This is a genomic window from Bacteroides sp. QWL-09 (assembly GCF_058683585.1).
Map to the genome: position 1 here is coordinate 530,272 of NZ_CM178748.1, position 17,788 is coordinate 548,059.

At 40.2% G+C, this 17,788-nt stretch carries 13 protein-coding genes; 6 read left to right on the forward strand and 7 right to left on the reverse strand.

Features of this window, described 5'->3' with window-relative positions:
• Nucleotides 1-36: 36 nt before the first annotated feature.
• Entirely contained in the window at nucleotides 37-1,623 is a 1,587-nt protein-coding gene (locus AC4PG5_RS02110) for a YfcC family protein (protein WP_492029811.1), read from the reverse strand.
• 143 nt (nucleotides 1,624-1,766) lie between these two features.
• Here AC4PG5_RS02110 and AC4PG5_RS02115 point away from each other — a divergent pair, with 143 nt between their 5' ends.
• The gene (locus AC4PG5_RS02115; protein WP_492029812.1) at nucleotides 1,767-2,576 is read left to right on the forward strand and encodes a DNA/RNA non-specific endonuclease; all 810 of its coding nucleotides are present in this window, start codon (nucleotides 1,767-1,769) and stop codon (nucleotides 2,574-2,576) included.
• Between the two features lie 17 nt (nucleotides 2,577-2,593).
• On the opposite strand, the gene AC4PG5_RS02120 is transcribed toward AC4PG5_RS02115, so the two are convergent.
• Together AC4PG5_RS02120 and AC4PG5_RS02125 are read right to left on the reverse strand one after the other, a co-directional pair.
• Nucleotides 2,594-3,913 (reverse strand): YihY/virulence factor BrkB family protein, encoded by a 1,320-nt coding sequence (locus tag AC4PG5_RS02120; protein WP_492029813.1) that lies wholly within the window; start codon nucleotides 3,911-3,913, stop codon nucleotides 2,594-2,596.
• Between the two features lie 47 nt (nucleotides 3,914-3,960).
• The gene (locus AC4PG5_RS02125; RefSeq protein WP_492029814.1) at nucleotides 3,961-4,437 is read right to left on the reverse strand and encodes a hypothetical protein; all 477 of its coding nucleotides are present in this window, start codon (nucleotides 4,435-4,437) and stop codon (nucleotides 3,961-3,963) included.
• A 230-nt stretch (nucleotides 4,438-4,667) separates the two neighbouring features.
• On the opposite strand from AC4PG5_RS02125, the gene AC4PG5_RS02130 reads away from it, so the two are divergent.
• The 5 genes from AC4PG5_RS02130 to AC4PG5_RS02150 all read left to right on the forward strand — a co-directional run bounded on the left by AC4PG5_RS02130 (nucleotide 4,668) and on the right by AC4PG5_RS02150 (nucleotide 9,258).
• Nucleotides 4,668-5,060 carry a hypothetical protein gene (locus tag AC4PG5_RS02130; RefSeq protein WP_492029815.1) on the forward strand — a complete coding sequence of 131 codons (393 nt, stop codon included), beginning with the start codon at nucleotides 4,668-4,670 and terminating at the stop codon, nucleotides 5,058-5,060.
• Between the two features lie 40 nt (nucleotides 5,061-5,100).
• The gene (locus tag AC4PG5_RS02135; RefSeq protein WP_492029816.1) at nucleotides 5,101-6,402 is read left to right on the forward strand and encodes a DUF3440 domain-containing protein; all 1,302 of its coding nucleotides are present in this window, start codon (nucleotides 5,101-5,103) and stop codon (nucleotides 6,400-6,402) included.
• The gene (locus AC4PG5_RS02140) at nucleotides 6,399-6,911 is read left to right on the forward strand and encodes an IbrB-like domain-containing protein (RefSeq protein ID WP_492029817.1); all 513 of its coding nucleotides are present in this window, start codon (nucleotides 6,399-6,401) and stop codon (nucleotides 6,909-6,911) included. Before AC4PG5_RS02135 ends, AC4PG5_RS02140 begins: the two co-directional genes overlap by 4 nt.
• 241 nt (nucleotides 6,912-7,152) lie before the next feature.
• Nucleotides 7,153-8,088, forward strand: coding sequence for a UDP-glucuronic acid decarboxylase family protein (locus AC4PG5_RS02145; protein WP_492029818.1), 936 nt, complete (start codon nucleotides 7,153-7,155; stop codon nucleotides 8,086-8,088).
• A gap of 39 nt (nucleotides 8,089-8,127) precedes the next feature.
• Complete coding sequence (locus tag AC4PG5_RS02150; RefSeq protein ID WP_492029819.1) at nucleotides 8,128-9,258, forward strand: ATP-binding response regulator; 1,131 nt, start codon at nucleotides 8,128-8,130, stop codon at nucleotides 9,256-9,258.
• Between the two features lie 222 nt (nucleotides 9,259-9,480).
• Here the strand turns inward: AC4PG5_RS02150 and AC4PG5_RS02155 are convergent, their stop codons facing one another.
• The 4 genes from AC4PG5_RS02155 to AC4PG5_RS02170 all read right to left on the reverse strand — a co-directional run bounded on the left by AC4PG5_RS02155 (nucleotide 9,481) and on the right by AC4PG5_RS02170 (nucleotide 17,364).
• Nucleotides 9,481-10,647: a DUF4221 family protein gene (locus AC4PG5_RS02155; protein ID WP_492029820.1), complete on the reverse strand. Its 1,167-nt coding sequence runs from the start codon at nucleotides 10,645-10,647 to the stop codon at nucleotides 9,481-9,483.
• A 2-nt stretch (nucleotides 10,648-10,649) separates the two neighbouring features.
• On the reverse strand, nucleotides 10,650-10,895 hold the full coding sequence (locus tag AC4PG5_RS02160; protein ID WP_492029821.1) for an NVEALA domain-containing protein: 246 nt from the start codon (nucleotides 10,893-10,895) through the stop codon (nucleotides 10,650-10,652).
• A 422-nt stretch (nucleotides 10,896-11,317) separates the two neighbouring features.
• Entirely contained in the window at nucleotides 11,318-14,194 is a 2,877-nt protein-coding gene (locus AC4PG5_RS02165; protein WP_492029822.1) for a PD-(D/E)XK nuclease family protein, read from the reverse strand.
• Nucleotides 14,191-17,364: a UvrD-helicase domain-containing protein gene (locus tag AC4PG5_RS02170; RefSeq protein WP_492029823.1), complete on the reverse strand. Its 3,174-nt coding sequence runs from the start codon at nucleotides 17,362-17,364 to the stop codon at nucleotides 14,191-14,193. The genes AC4PG5_RS02165 and AC4PG5_RS02170 overlap by 4 nt, the downstream gene beginning before the upstream one ends.
• Nucleotides 17,365-17,788 lie beyond the last annotated feature (424 nt).

Here is a 17,788-nt window from a genome sequence, read left to right on the forward strand (position 1 = left end):
TCAATCAGAAAATCGAAATAAACCTTGTTGACCAAATCAAAAACCATTCATCTGAAGAACCACTGTCGGGATCAACAGAATAAAACCCAGCAAAATGAGCATCAGCATAAACTTCCAAACCCATTTAAACCATTTGTCGTATGGGATACGGGCAATTCCCAACACTGCAATGAGAATGCCTGAGGTTGGGGTTATCATGTTGGTAAATCCGTCGCCGAATTGAAAAGCCATGACCGTGGCTTGTTTTGAAAGACCGATAATATCGGAAAATGGGGCCATAATCGGCATGGTAAGTGCAGCTTTAGCGCTGCCTGAAGGGATCACAAGGTTGATCAAGGTCTGAATGACGTACATCACTCCGACTGTGGCTACATTTCCCAGGTCGGTCATTCCTTGTGCCATGCTGTGTAAGATGGTATCAATGATCATGCCTTCTTTGAGGATGACAATGATTCCTCCGGCCAATCCAACAACCATTGCTGCGGATAGGATGTCTTTGCTTCCTTCCATAAATAAACGTACCAGATCGTTTGGACTTTTATCGTTGGCCATACCCGAGGCTAATCCCAGACCAAAGAAGAGCGCTGAGATTTCCATGATATACCATCCGTAGCCCATGACCCCGACAATGAGGAAAAAGATTGTAAAGAAGAGTAGGTTTAAAATATAGATATGTACAGACTTCTTTAGTGCAAAGAACGATGTGATCAGAAAAAGAATTGAAAGTATCGGGAGGATGGGGAGATGCTCGATTTTTGCATTTCCAATGGTTAAGGTGGTGAGTGGATAGAAGGAACTGAATAGGCCAAGTAGAACGACAATAAAGTAGTAACTTTTCCAAGCCGCTTTTGGGGTATAGAATTTAAGTTCCAGGGTCTGGTCGGCATGTAGTTCCCGCCAATATTGATCTTCTTCGTATACCGGAGAGAGTTTCGGATTTCGCTTCACCCGATTGGCATAACGTAGGATGTAGGTGAAACCAAAGAGGTTGATCACGATCCAGCAAAAGAGTCGATATTCGATGCCGGAGAAGAGAGGCAGACCAGCCAACCCTTGTGCAATGCCGATGGTGAAGGGGTTTAGAATAGCACCGGCAAAACCCAATCCTGCAGCTACAAAAACCATACAGACTCCTGTGATGGAGTCGTACCCCATCGTTATGGCCATTGGTACCAAGATGATAATAAAGGCGATGGTCTCTTCGCTCATGCCAAATACGGCTCCGAAAATACTAAAGAGGAGCATGATGGCCGTTATGATGAAGTTATTGACGCCAACCTTTCGTAACAGAGGGTTTGATTCCATCTTTTTAGCCTTTCTAAGGAAACTCATCGTACCGATGTCGAACGCTTTACTGTCGTTGACGATCCAAAAGGCTCCCCCAATGATGAGGATAAAGACAATAATATCGGCTTTGTCGACAAAACCTTTAAAAAAGGAAGCAAAGACTTGCCACGTTTGTGGCACACTTGGAACTTGTTGGAAAACAAGCGCTTTCTCTCCGAGTGCATCTGTTTGTTCGATATATTTTCCACCGGGAATGATCCAGGTGAGTGCAGCACAAAATAAAATGATATAAAAGATAATTACATAGGTATGGGGGATTTGTCTCTTTTTTGTCATGGTTATAAGGTTTGAAAAAATATTTAAAGGTCAAAAATACGAAATAATACGATATTTTATTTGTTTTTGAAGAGTTAAACCAAAAAGAGAATATAAATTTGTATCAAATTTATAGAAAAGGAATTTTTATTTAATTTGGCTTTATGAAAGTAAAAAAAGTCGCTTATACATTAGGGATACTTGTTCTTCTCATCTTTTTAGCGGAATGCTTCTCGCCTAAAGGTGTTTTTGGAACACAAAGTAAAGTCTCTTTTAATGATACGATAAAATCTATTGAACGGCCTCGTTCTTTACTCACAGAACACGAACAAGTTTTTTGTCGCAAAGGGTATATGGTGTCCTATAATGCAGATCTTAAGGTACCCAATTGGGTGGCTTGGAAGCTCACTCCCGAGCGTTTGGTTGAACGTTGTAGTCGCACCAATCGCTTTTTACCGGACCCCGACTTGGATGATCCGGTAACGACAGACGATTATAAGAGAGCACATTTTGACCGAGGCCACATGTGTCCCGCAGGAGATAATCGATGGAATAAAAAGGCAATGGCAGAGAGCTTTTATATGACCAATATTTGTCCACAGAATCATAACCTGAATCGTGGGGATTGGAAGGAATTAGAGGAAGCTTGTCGCTCTTGGGCACGTCAAGAGGGTTCGATCTATGTGGTTTGTGGCCCTATCTTTTATAAAAAGGGGTATCGTTCGATCGGGAAACGTCATGTTGCCGTGCCTGATGCTTTCTTTAAAGTGATTGCGTCCCTCAATGGACGATCTAAGGCGATTGGATTTATCTATAAGAATGAATCCGGTAATCATCCGATGTTTTCGTATGCTTGTTCGGTTGATGAGGTTGAACAAAAAACTCAACTGGATTTCTTTCCGGAATTGCCCGATGAGGTTGAACACCGAATCGAATCGACTTATGATGCGAAAGCGTGGGAACTGAGTCTATAAGTTTCGACGGTGTCATTTTATAAGTCTTTGAGTAAGATTTGATTGGCTTTTTCATGAAAATGGTCCAACAATGAAGCAATGGTGCTCCACTCTTTATTGAATAATTTATCTTTGTCTACTTTGAAATTCTCGGAACCATGGGTTTCTAATCGTTCTAACAATAAGCCGAGAGTGATCTGAGAAGGATCCATGGCGGGTTGGTAACAAGTGCTTTCACTTTTCTGATCGGATACGATCTCGTTCACGAGATTTATGGTTTGCAGCTCTTGTATAATCTGATTGGTCAACCTCATCGGTAGCTGATATTTCTGTGTGATCTGTTCTGTGCTATATGGAGGTTTGTTTTCGACAAACTGCTTGACAATGCCCGATAAAACGAGTATGGATATAAACTTTCGATACCGTCGACTGATCTGTTGGGTGTCTCTGTTAAAATTGAAGAGATGAATGTTCTGTTTGGCATGAGTCAGCTCGGCACCGAATAGGCAGATGGTCCACGAAATTTGAAGCCAGATCAAAAATAAAGGTAAGGCGGCAAAACTACCATAGACAGCATTGTAGCTTGATACCCAAATCTGACTGTGGATGTATAAGTATTGAAAGATTTGATAGAGCGACCCTGCTAGTAGACCCGAAATGAAAGCATGCTTGAATTTGATTGGCGTGTTGGGCATGAAGATGTAAAGTCCCGTAAACATCAGCCAAGTTATGGCAAAAGGAATCAGATGGATCAACGTTTTTACAACGGGACCTAGAAGCATGAAGTGTTCAAGCTTAACCACCGTTGTACTGATGAAAATAGACAATCCGCTTGAGGTGACTATAAAGATGGGCATAAGGAGCAACATTGAAAAATAGTCGGTCACTTTCCGAAACATCGAACGACCTTTCTTAACTTCCCAAATCTGATTAAAGGTATCCTCAATATTGCTAATTAAGTTTAGAATAGTCCACAGGAAAAGAATGAGCCCAACACCGATAAAGACGCCATTTTTTGTGTGACTCAAATATGAATCGACGAAATTTAATAGAGTATCAAGAGTTAACTTATCACCTGTAAAGAACGTTCTAATCACTTGTTCCAGATGTTCCGAAATTCCTAATCCTCGGGCTATGGCAAATAATAGCGCTAGCATGGGGACGATAGCGAGCAAGGTGCTATAAGTCAACGCGGCCGCTTTATTGGTGATTTGATTCTTTCTAAAACGATGAATGCTGAGATAGAACATCTTGACAATATAATAGAGCATGAACGTCCTTTTGGTGACCTCTTTTTCGGTGATTCGCCAAATATCATAACTTAAGAACTTCCAAATCTTAATGATATACTCTTTCATACGATACTTTAATAAGATTGACTGTTAGCCCTTGAAACGGTTGCTCCTTAGTGAGATAAGAAACGATGTATTGTCTTCTTTACGGGTTTTTCGATAAATTGTTCGTTCGAAAGATCAATAGACCCATTGTCTGGTAAAACATCTTTCTCTATATTGTAGATGTAGGACTGTGATCCCAATAGCCTTTTTATTTTTTTTCCAGTCTGTTTAGGTGTCGTTTCCTTAGAGGCGGTAGCCGACTCCGGAACCATACGGGCTACACTTTGAATAATCAAGGGGGAAGTGATCCCTATATTCAAGGCAAGTATGGCATTTACTTGTTCTGTTCCATACAAAATGGCCAATACGCCTCCAGAAAGAATGATTAAACCTGTTACTATCCAATAGACAGGAGAACGTGCATATTCTGGGAGTTCTTTGCTTTCACGTATTCTGTACCATTTAAATAATTCTCCTAAAAAAGCACCGAAAATTCCACATAAGAAAACGGGCAGAAAACCATTGACAACCATTGATGATTCCATAACTTAAACTAAAATGATTTGTTATTATAACATCCTTTGAATGGTAATGGTTCGCTATTCTCTTTTTTACTTTGGTGTCATCTCATAAACTAAAAATATTGTGAAATTGATATTAATTTATGAAATTATATAAAAAAATAGTCGTTTTATTCCTGTTTGTATATCATAATTGCTACATTGTGTCCTGATCTATATTTGAAAGACAAAACTATTTATCCATTATTTTTATTATGATGCAGATTGTTAGATTGAGTGGTGAAAGCCCCGAGTTGTATCAGTTAGTTGCTCCCTTGGTGATGAATCCTTCTGTCATCAGTGCCAATAATAATTATCCGTTTAGAACCTCAAGCGATTTTGTCTGGTTTATTGCTGTTGAAGAGGAGTGTGTAAAAGGTTTTTTTCCAATAGAAAGACGAAATGGGAAGGGGATCATTAATAATTATTATGTTGCAGATAATCAAAAACAGAAAACGATGACTCTATTACTCGCTTCTGCGATTCATGAAATGCAGGATTGTAAAAACTTGATTTCAGTCACCCACATGCCGGATCGCCCTATTTTTGAGAAACACGGTTTTTCGGTGGTCAAGGAATGGAAACGCTATGTGAAGATGCAAAGATAGATCACGCTTTTCACTACGACACCACAAATACGATAATACTATGATGAACAAAACAAATAGACCTCAAAATGTTTACGATCTTGCCCAAAAAAGATTAGACATTGTTTTTAAGGAGTTTGATAATATCTATGTCTCTTTTTCCGGAGGTAAAGATAGCGGGGTACTTTTAAATCTCTGTATTGACTATGTTCGTCGAAACAAACTGTCGACTCGGATTGGAGTGCTTCATCTCGATTATGAGGTGCAGTATAAAATGACTATGGATTATGTTGACCGGATACTCGAGGATACTCGAGATATTTTAGAGGTTTATCGCGTGTGTGTACCCTTTAAGGTCGGGACGTGTACTTCCATGTATCAAGCTTTTTGGCGTCCTTGGGATGAGAGTAAGGAGGAGTTGTGGGTTAGAGAACGTCCGCCAGAAGCTCTGACGTCCGACTCTTTTTCATTCTTTAATGCTCAGATGTGGGATTATGAATTCCAATTACGCTTTGCAAAATGGTTTCACGACAAGCAGGATGCTGTTCGTACGTGTTGCTTAATAGGCATACGTACCCAAGAAAGTTTAAATCGTTGGAGGTGTATTCATGCCAATCGTCGGCAGTTTATGTACCATAAATATAAGTGGACTTCGAAGGTTGGAAATGATATTTATAATGTTTATCCGATCTACGATTGGAAGACAACCGATGTCTGGGTGGCCAATGGCAAGTTTAAGTGGGATTATAACTCTTTATATGATTTGTATTATCGCGCCGGAGTTAGTTTGGAGAAACAGCGTGTCGCTAGTCCGTTCATTAATGAAGGACAAAAGAGTTTGTCACTTTATAAAGCCATTGATCCGTATACTTGGGGAAAGATGATTGGCCGTGTGAATGGTGTTAATTTTGCCGGGCTGTATGGTAAAACGCATGCTATGGGGTGGCAATCCGTTAAGCTTCCAGAGGGGTATACATGGCGTGAGTTTATGTATTTCCTGTTGTCGACACTTCCGGAACGAATACGTAGAAATTACCTTCAAAAGTTTACTGTAAGCGTGAACTTCTGGCGAAATAAAGGAGGATGTTTAGGGGAAGAGACCATCGAAAAGTTGATTAAGGCGGGAGTGCACATTATCGTCATGGATAAAACAAATTATAAGACCCAGAAGAAACCTGTTCGCATGGAGTATATTGAAGATATTAATATTCCTGAGTTTAGGGAAATACCGACTTATAAGCGGATGTGTATCTGTATCTTGAAGAACGATCATGCTTGTAAATATATGGGCTTTTCTCCCACTAAAGCAGAGATGGATCAACGACAGCTTGTTATGGAACAATATAAATTAATGATGTCATGAATGAAATTAAAAGTCCGGTGTATAACGTAAAAGCGGTGCCCGTTGAGAAAGTCTATGCCAATGACTACAATCCGAATGTCATGGCTCCTCCGGAAATGAAGCTTCTTGAACTTTCTATTTGGGAGGATGGATTTACGATGCCTTGTGTCTGTTATTATTCCGAGAAGGAGGATAAATATATCTTGGTCGATGGATTTCATCGTTATCAAATCTTGAAGAATTCGGAGCGTCTTTTCTTGCGTGAAAAAGGATTACTCCCGGTCGTGGTTATCGATAAAGATCTGTCGTGTCGGATGAGTTCTACCATTCGTCATAATCGAGCTAGAGGTACGCATAGCATCGAGTTGATGTGCCATATTATTGCGGAGCTTGATAAGTCTGGAGTTTCCGATCAATGGATCATGAAAAATGTTGGAATGGATAGAGATGAATTGCTTCGACTTAAACAAATCTCTGGCTTAGCCGACCTGTTCGCAGATAAAGATTTCAGTCTCTCTGAATATCTGTAAATGTTTATTTTGTTGATTACTAGAGTGTTGGTCTGTTTTTGAATTCCATTCAGCTTTTTCTGAGAGCTGGTGAGTAGAATGCATTCTTCTTTGTTTTATCTTTTTTATGATTTTTGTATTCTTATTCATTATTTACATTAAAGTTAAATAAGTATACTCTATGCTTGTGTATTATAATAATATAATATATATTTGTATATATAAAAGAGTCTTAATATCTATAATCTGTATAGAACTTTATATGAAAAAAATCCTAGTAAGTGGGGGAGCTGGTTTTATAGGTTCTCATTTGTGCACACGCTTGATCAATGACGGTCACGAAGTCTTGTGTCTTGATAACTATTTTACCGGCTCAAAGAAAAACATAGAACATCTGATGGATAATCATCGATTTGAAATGATTCGTCATGATGTCATTTATCCCTACGCTGCTGAAGTTGACGAAATATATAATTTAGCTTGTCCGGCTTCTCCCATTCATTACCAACATGACGCTATACAGACGATTAAAACTTCTGTGATGGGAGCTGTCAATATGCTTGGTTTAGCTAGAAGGCTTAATGCTAAAATTCTTCAAGCTTCTACGAGCGAAGTCTATGGTGATCCAACTGTTCATCCTCAACCGGAGTCCTATTGGGGTAATGTTAATCCGATAGGCATACGTTCGTGTTACGACGAAGGGAAGAGATGTGCGGAAACGTTGTTCATGGATTATCATAGACAAAATGACGTGCGTATAAAAATTATCCGTATTTTTAATACTTATGGTCCTCGTATGTGCCCAAATGATGGAAGAGTCGTTTCTAATTTCATCATGCAAGCCTTAAAAAATGAGGATATAACGATTTATGGAGACGGACTTCAAACGCGTAGCTTTCAGTATATCGACGACCTGATTGATGGAATGCTTCGGATGATGAACTCTGCAGATGACTTTATCGGCCCGGTTAATATTGGTAACCCTAACGAGTTTACTATTTTAGATCTGGCCAAGAAGATCATCGAACTGACTCATTCTAAATCGCGAATCATTTTTAAACCATTACCTCACGATGATCCTAAACAAAGACAACCTGATATTAAGTTGGCTAAAGAAAAGTTAGGTTGGCAACCGACAATTCAGTTGGATGAAGGTTTAGTGAGGATGATTGAGTTTTTCGAGAGAAATTGTGTATAATTGATTCTTATTTTTTAACTGTTATATTCCCCCTATAACATGGAAATGAAAGTAATCCCCCAAGAATATAAAATACTCATCGTTGATGATGTACTTTCAAATGTACTTCTTTTGAAAGTGCTTCTGACCGGAGAGAAGTATACCATTGTTACAGCTAATAATGGTAAACAGGCACTTGAACAAGTGGAAAAAGAAAAACCAGATTTGATACTGCTGGATGTGATGATGCCTGATATCAATGGATTCGAAGTGGCAAAGATTTTAAAAAGCCAATCGGAGACGTGCGAAATTCCAATTATCTTCTTAACGGCTTTAAATAGCACGCCTGATATCGTTAAAGGTTTTCAGACCGGAGGTAATGATTTTATCTCTAAACCGTTTAATAAGGAAGAATTATTGATTCGTGTTAAACACCAAATCTCTTTAATCGCGGCTAAACGTTTTATTGTGGCTCAGACTGAGGAACTGCGTAAGACAATCATTGGACGTGATAAGCTTTATTCGGTTATTGCACATGACTTAAGATCTCCAATGGGGTCGATTAAGATGGTGCTTAATATGCTAACGATGAGCTTGCCTAAGGAAGTGATTGGTGAAGAGATGTTCGACTTGCTGAATACGGCCAATCAGACGACTGAAGAAGTTTTCGGACTTTTAGATAATTTGTTGAAGTGGACCAAAAGCCAGATTGGTCGTTTAAATGTGGTTTATCAGGATTATAATATTGTCGAGATGATCGAGGGTATCATTGAGATCTTTACTATGCTTGGTGAATTGAAGCAGATCAAGATCAGATTTACCGATCATGAAGATAAGGTTTTCGTACGAGCTGATATTGATATGATAAAAACAGTGTTGCGTAACTTGATCAGTAATGCGATTAAGTTTAGTCATGAACATTCGGAAATATGGATTGACTTGACCGTTGCAGATGGAAATGCTGTGGTTAGTGTGAAAGATTCCGGTTGTGGTATGGATGAGGATCAACAGAAAAAACTCCTTCATACGGATACTCATTTCAGTACTTTTGGAACAAATAATGAGGAAGGATCGGGACTGGGGTTATTGCTTTGTGTCGACTTTGTAGAAAAGAATGGAGGACGACTTTGGTTTGAATCGACAAAAGGAGAGGGATCGACGTTCTATTTTACAGTTCCATTGAAAGAATAAATAAAGAGCGTGGGCTCGAATTGGAGATGCGATCTTGGAAGCAATTATCGTAACACTAGAAATAGAATTTTATAATAAAAAAAGAGGAGATGCATTGTTTATTTGCACCTCCTCTTTTAAATTAGTTCTCTTAAAAAAGTTTGATTATTAGTCGTTATCAATAGACTTCTATTAATCTTTAAATCATCACTTTCTTTAACGAATAAAGTTTGAAAAAACGTTTTACCATTTCACACGATCGAACGTCAGATTTTCGGTTTGTTTTTCTCCCAATAATGGATGATCTACAAAAAGCAGAAGAGCATCTTCTGTGGGACACCATCCCGTAAAAAAACTATATCTACCAAAGGGCAATTCTTGTTCGCCTAATACGGAGAAGTTCTTGTCAAACAAAGTTAGATAAAGCCGACGTCTTGATAGCAAAGTAGATATATCTTTTGTTTGATCATACTCTTGAGCTCCTAAATGCAAACGAACATATTTATCTGTTGATGGTAGATACATCAATTCATAAAAATGAGTATTCTCAATGCCATGACGTTCCCATTGAGCATAATCCTCTCTAGAACTACAAGGTTTAGCCTTATTGGTTGTATAAGAACTAGGGGCATTAAAAATCTCAAACTTTCCGCTTGCTCGACTCACTACATAAATATTCGATTCAACCGGATAGTTGCAGATGATCTTATCTGCGGTAAAGGTAAGATTCGGTTTATTCATATTGGCATAGTCACCGTCTCCGACATTAGGAATTTCCGTAGAAGAAGGTAAAAGTATCTCAACACACTTCTGTGTGTCTAAAAAAAACTCACGAACTTTAAAAGAGACAGAAGAGCCGGAAGCATCTTTTATCCCAAATAGAAGCGAACGATGTACGGCATCGTAATACAAATTTGTAGAAGAGATAGCGTAGTTGCGATCGATCATGACTGATTGTCCCGATGGAAGGTTGCTCGATAGAGAAATACTTTTCATGACCTTGCCTTTGCTGTTGATTAGTAATACCTTCTGAGCAGCATCATATAACCAAATCGAGTCCGGCGAACTGATATACATACCTGAAATAGGACGCACTACTGTGGAAGGACCTTCGGAGCACAATGGAATCTGTGTCACCTGCTTGGAGTGTAAATCGAAGCAATCCAAGCCGTGCTGTTTATAGTTGTAAGCATACAGCCATTCGGATGCACCCTTTTGATGGAAGCATGAAAGATAATAAGATTTTAAGGTCAGAACTTCCGAATCGGGGAACTGCACAGAGTCTATCGTTAAGTGGTCAATACTGGCATGAGATTTCTGTTCTGATTTTGGTTTATTTCCTCCTAAACAAGAAATAAACAAAGCAGAGCAAATAGAAAGAGTAAAAAGAGAAGATGTTTTTCTTTTCATAATTAGCGACAATAGGTTAAAGAAGCACATGTTGGTCTATTCTCGGAGGATGTTTTGCATTCATTTCCAGGCGAAGAAGGGCAAGGGCATACTCGATAAGGACTACTCCACTCTCCTGTGGCCAATGCTTCTATATTAGCCATTGCTAAATCAGACAATACTACACGTTTCTGTGAGTTATATACATTATAAGTTGCTACTAATGCAATTGCAACAATCGCCAAAAAAGAAAATGTTTTTGTTTTCATATTAATTATTAGTTTAATAAATGTTTGAGAAATAAGAAAGATAAAAGAGCTGTCATTTTATTCTATTGACAAAAATAGTAAACAGAAAAAAGAAATGGTGCATAAAAGTGTCACGATCTACGTCACTGCTTTTTTTGTTACGTCACCATTTACGTCACCAGAAGGTTACAAATGTCTTAAAATAAGGTTGATCAACTATTTTTACTCTGAAAGAATAGAATTACAATTTAAATTTTTGGTTTTCGTTTAAAGGAACTAAAAATTTTTAAAGAAATAAGATCCCTCAATTCTTGCTGTTGCATATTGATTAATATTCAATGCTAAAATAATCAATATACATCAGTACTCGTTTAAGATAGGTATAGTGGTCTAGTTAATTAAAGTGTTATGCCTTAATTAACTAGACCACTATACCTATCTTGCTATCGTTTGCAGATCCCTTTGTAGTCGCAATATTCGCACTTCTTGAGTTCTTGAGTTTGATCGAAAAGCTCGTCTTTACCGAAGATCTCTTGCAATAGCTTTTCTAGTTCAGCGCGAAACTCATCTTCGATCAAGGCAAAATTGTCAATCGGCACCTTGGGTTGTCTAGCTTCCCCCATCTCAATGACCGGAGAATAATCATCGGCTGCTGCACGATGGATGTAGAGTAATGATGGAGCTACTTTAAGAAATTCTTGTCGGCAGACAATCGCTGCATACAAAAAAGTCTGGAAGATGTAATTTGCTCTTTTTTCTGAGGAAATAAACAGGTCGTTTAAGTTTGCTAGTGTCTTGGGCGTACCTCCAGTCTTGTAATCTACGATTCGTAAGATGCCGTCTTTGATGTCCATACGGTCGATTGTTCCACCCAATTTGAGCTGAATGGTTTGGCCGTCGACCTGGATCGTTGTCCATTCTTCGACTTTTTTTTCCATGCCGTGTAAGGTGAACGGCGCATAACGGATGTCGTTTCTGATGAGTTGTTTCAAGTAAGACAAGATGACCTCAGAGTTGATGAACTGTATGCCATTATATTCGGGCTTTTCATTTTGAGGTACTTTGAACAAATGTTCTTTGAAGGCTCGATCAACGTAGTTTCTTAACTTCATCGGATCTTTCAATAGACGTTCCAAATCGTCCTTATTTACAACCTTATTGTGTGCTGTTAGTTCGTCGTAAAGCCATTCGGCAGCTTGATGGAAGATCGTACCGAACTGAGCGGAATCAATTTCTGCACTCACTTCATTCGGCGCTTTAAGGTTGGCAACGTAATGGAAATAAAACTTCAATCGACAGTCTAAGTAGGTGTTAAGTGCCGACGGAGATAATAAACTTGCTTTGGAGTTAACCAGATGGTTATAGGTTCGATTTAATCGTTCAAGAACGGTGTCACTTTTTCTAATGTTGATCTCTGCTTTGTTTTGAGGCGATTGTCCGGCTTCTAGATATTCCCGTTGGATCTGATGAGGGCTCTCGAGTAAGAGTTGAAGCATGAAACGCGACCATTCACCACGATTCAAGCCGTCGGAAGCGGTGTTATACATCAAGGTGATGTTTTCAGCCCGTTGGATCAAACGATAAAAATAGTAAGCATAAACTGCATTTTTATGGTCGATCGTGGTCATTCCAAACGCTTTTCTGAGATTGTAGGGCACAAACGAGGAGTCGCCTCCTGCTTTAGGAAGTAGCCCTTCGTTGAGTGATAGCATGACGAGGTTGCGGAAATCGAGATTACGCGTTTCTAAGACTCCCATGATCTGCAGGCCGATAGCCGGTTCTCCATGGAAGGGGATATTGATGCCTGAAAGGATCGTGTTGAGCAGCTGATTGAAGGTATCGATGCGAACCTCTAACTCTCCGTTTTCGGCCAATGAGGAGAGACGGTTGACAGTGAGGTAGCTCTTGAAGAGTGCTTCGCGATAGAGCTGATTGAAGATATCATCTTGCTCCGGAGTCGATCGGTAAAGCACCGAAATATCTGTTAACAGATCGGTGATGTAACTGCAGAGGTCGACTATTGTGATCTTGACTGGGGTGAATAATTTGGTTAGAAAGGCATCCCTTTTCAGTTCACTTGGTAGTGGATAGAATCGGTTTTTCTCTGTTAATTCCTTTTCCAGAGATTTGGCTTTCTCCGATAATAATTGGGTGTAAGGATGCTTAAGCACGGCTCTGACCGCATCGAACTGATAACGTCCGTCGTCTGTCTTGTAGCCTGCGGTTTGAAGATGGACAACCGATTTGATGAATTGATAAATAGGGGTTTGTGCTAAAGGAAATCCCATGGTGATATTGACGTTTTCAATCTGATCGGGAATGGAGTGTAGCACAGGAAGTAGGAGAGCCTCGTTGCAAAGCACAATGGCGTTTTCCTTCTCAGGTCCCGAGAGGGTGGTGCGTATCCATTCCGGAAGGAAGCGGGCTTGCGCATTCTCCGTCGGAGTAGAAATGTATCGAATGGTCTTAGGCTTATGGAAGTTATGGAAGATCTCTTCCGGTAGTTCATTGGGGAATTCCGAAAGGTTTCGCCTGATAAATTCTCCGGCTTCATGTTTCTGTTCGGTGAATTGGGTGTAGTAAGAGTCGTAGTCCCAATAAAACATCGCCTTGCCATATTCTTGGATACGTTTAAAGAGTTGATGCTCGACTTTGTTGAGTACGTTGAACCCAACGAAAACATAGGTGTGATTGGCCAATGATTCAGCTGATTCCGCATTAATATGACTCACCGCATCACGATAGAGCATCCCTTCGTAGGCCATGCCTTTTTCCTCCAACGACGCTCTATAACGATGATAGATGGTTCCGAGCTTTTCCCACAAAGAGATAAAGCGATCTTTTAGTTCGGTGCGGCGTTCGACCGAGAAGTTGACGAAGAACTGACGAATGGCCTCTTCTTGTTCCTGATCGAGAAAATCGGGCGTATCGGCCAGTTCACGAAGAGCACTTAGATTGTCGAATAACTGATCGGCATTCACTAAGTTTTTATCGACATCGTCGAAGTCGTTGATTAATAATTCTCCCCAGAAGAAGAAGTCGTCTAACGTTTCCGTGCTTTGTGTCTCTTCACGAAAAATAGTATAGAGTTGGCAGATTAAGCCAATGGGATCGCCAACCTTTAATTTTGAGAATTGGCGAAAAAGTTCGCTGATGCTCAAACAAGCCGGTGCCCAAATAGGCTGTTCGGACTGTCCCGCCAGATGGTCGTTGAAAAACAGTCCGGCACGTTTATTGGGGAAAACGATTCTGACGGTCGACAGATCATTTCCTATCTTATTATAAAGGTCTTCTGCGACCCATTCTAAAAATGTTTTCATACTACTTTTTCTATCCGTTCTTCATCTACATACCATAAATAGCCGGTAATATGGCTATAGTTCATTTGTGCCAACAGCTCGATATATCCTTTGACTTGTTGGCTATGTTTCTTGTTGGGTTTACCAAATTTAAAATCGACCACGATCACTTCGCTACCGTTCATCATGACACGGTCCGGTCGGCGGGTTTCGAGCATGCCGTTTTTTTTATAGATAATGGCACATTCATTAAACAGTTGCCACTTCCCCGAATACCACTCTTTGATGTGAGGTTGGGCGAAAGCTTTCTCGACCACCTGTCGCAAATCGTTCTCTTCTTCTTTCGAACGGATCACCCCTTCGAATAAGAGTTGCTCGATAGCCGATTCAATATCTTCTTCGGTGTCGATGGCCGAGAAAAGCGTATGGAGGAGCTGACCGCGATTGATCAGTCGACGATCGGACTCTTCTTCACTGATTCCCTTGATAAAATCGGCCGAACGGTTAGACTGTTGAAACTCGATCGTCGGGAAAATAGATTCCATCGTAATCTCTCGCTTCTTGGGAATTGTGGTGAGTCGGTTGTTGGAGCGTTGTTCTTTTTTCTCCTCCGAAGGGCATAATTTTCCCGTTTGATAGCATTGTCCATCCCAATCGCTTTTTTCTTCTCGGCAGATCATCGGGAGCGCTGCGGATAGGAGTTCGGACATTGTGCCGTTTTGATTGGCTTTACTCCAGACGATCAGATTCTTTCCGGCACGGGTAAACGCGACGTAAAGCAGGTTTAGATTATCGACCCAAAGTTGAAGGCGTTCGTTGAGATAGGGCTTACGATAGATCGACTCGGCCATCTTTGAGGAGTAGTTGATCGGGAGGATTTCCAGATCACTGAATGGTTGGTCTTCGGGTACACACCAAACCAACTGATTATTGGTCTCATTCTCCAATTTCCAATCACAGAATGGCAGGAGTACGGTGTGAAATTCCAATCCTTTCGATTTGTGGATGGAGAAGATTCTGATGCCTTCTATTTCTCCACTTGGAACGGTTTTACTATACAGTGTCTCGTTCCAATAGGTTAAGAAATCATCGATGGATGAGGAGTGGCTATCCAAATAATTAGTGATAGCATCGAAAAAGGCAAAAAGATAAGCTTCCTGAGACTTCACTTGTTGAAGATCGAACAGATTGAACAACGTTTCTATCAACTCATAGAGCGGCATGAGTTTGAGTCGTTCCTGATCGGCGATGAACGGTTCGGGAAGGAACCGATTTAAGTCTCTTTCTAAAAGTAAATCTCCCCAGTTTGTTTCCTTCTGAAGGACATCTTGGTGATAATTGAAAACCAATTTGGCTTGTGAAGATCGATTTTCTGTATTGGACAGGTACTCTAAGGCGTTGATGATGAGGTTCACAGCCACCGATGCGTCGAGGCGGAAAGCTTCGTCCGATACGACTTTGTAGTGCATCACCTTGTCGAAGTAATCGGCAATGGGAGGGATGTTTTTGTTTTTTCGCACTAGAATAGCAATGTCGTTGAGTTTGATGCCCGACTCGATCAAGGTGGTGACTTCCTGACCTAAAGCTTCCAAGGTTTGCTCTTGATAGTTCTGCTCGTTGTTCGGTTCTAGAAAGCTAACTTGTACAAAGCCTTGTTGGGATGTTTTGGGCGATTCTTGTTCGACGTCATTGTAGGCTCGTACCAACTCTTCGCATTCTACGCCAAGCTCTTCGCGGTGTTTGGCGTTGAGGTAGTCGACTACCGCTGCGAAGATTTGATTGTTGAATTGAATGATATTTGTTTCGCTACGGCGGTTGGTTTTCAACGTTTTTTCAATGATAGGGAAGTGCCCGATGCGGTGTCTCAATCCGTTTAGAATACCCCAATCTCCACTTCTCCAGCGATAAATGGACTGTTTTACATCGCCTACAATCAAACTGTTTTCTCCTTTCGAGAGACCTTCCAATAGCAGAAGTTTGAAGTTGTCCCATTGCATCTTACTGGTATCTTGAAACTCATCAATCATGATATTGCTGATGTTCGATCCAATCTTTTCGAATACGAAGGAGGAATCGCCATCCTTCACCAAATGATGAAGTAGGGCATTGGTGTCTGAGAGCAAGAAGCGGTTGTGAGCTTTATTGATGAGACGCACTTCTTCATCTATGCTCGCTAGTAACTGTACTTTATCGAGGTGTTGCAATGATAGACGGCAACTGTTGACAATCTTATTGTTTTTCGTGCGAAAGCGCTCGGCATCTTCGAGTAGCGGAATAAGCTTGGATTCTGCTAAATCGATAATCTCGTTCTTGCGTGTAGAGGTTTTGGTCGTCCAGTTTTCGGCATTGTCGAGGCATTTATCGACCGTGGCGTTTCTGATCTTATCGCTTAGATCACCGACTTTTAGTTTCCGAAAGTAACTTCCTATGCCTCTGCTCCCGCTTTTAAGATCGTCGGGTTGTAGAGCGTGACCGTCAAGTTCGTTCTCAAACTTCTCGGCAAAGTCAACCATTTGCTGTAATGCGGCTTTCTCGATCGACTTCAATTCCTTGCGGTAATTCGGAATGATTTCCGGTTGGTGTAGCTGCTCACGTAACCCTTCTCCTTTTTCGATATAACCTTCATCGAAGATGTTGCGGCTAAAATTTTTCACTTCATCGGATACATTCCAACGTTTATCTTCCGCGATACGGTCGTTGATGTAGTCGAGGAGCCATCCTAAAACAGGAGATGAGGTATTGAGCTTTTCGATCATACTGTCTACGGCATCACTCAAGACCTGCACATTGTCCAACTCTATATTTAGATTCGGACTGAGCTCTAATTCACGAGCTAGATTTCGCATGACAGTCTGAAAGAAGGAGTCGATAGTTTCTACACGAAACCGACTGTAATCGTGTAAGATGTTAGTTAGCGCGGTATGCGCCGATTGACGAATCTCTTCTTCCGATTTTCCCGTGTCTTCTTTGATCTTACCGATATAGGCTTCCGATGCTTTATCATTTATAGAAATGCCGTGTAGCTGACTGAGTATGCGCTCTTTCATTTCGGCTGTTGCTTTATTGGTGAAAGTAACGGCTAAAATCTGTCGGTAGGCTTTGGGATTGTTAATGAGCAGTTTGATATATTCGACTGCCAGAGTAAATGTTTTACCCGAGCCGGCTGAGGCCTTGTAGACTAGAAGTTCCATAAATGATTTTTACTTTAATGACACAAAGATACTTTTTTTTATCAGTTTGTTCGCTTTTAGCCTTTAAGATTATTGAATGGCTTTGGTGGAAAATGGTGATTGTTGAATGAGGTGGAATAAGTTCCTATGACTTGTTTAATAAGGTTTGTGTATACTCTTTCTTGCTCTCAGAGGGAGGTGATATGGGCCTGTAAATGCAAATGTATATTTGGATGTCATTTTGTATTTGATTGATAGATTGTTAAAGAATAGATGATATGATTTTATAGGATTAATGTATTTTTTTGACAGATTGATTATTTTAGAACGACTTCATTGTATCTAAATACAAGAAATATTCGTTTTATTTGTTAATATGACAACCTTTTTATGTTTTATAGCACATTTTTGGTTTTACTTTTATTATATTTGCAACTTTGAATTT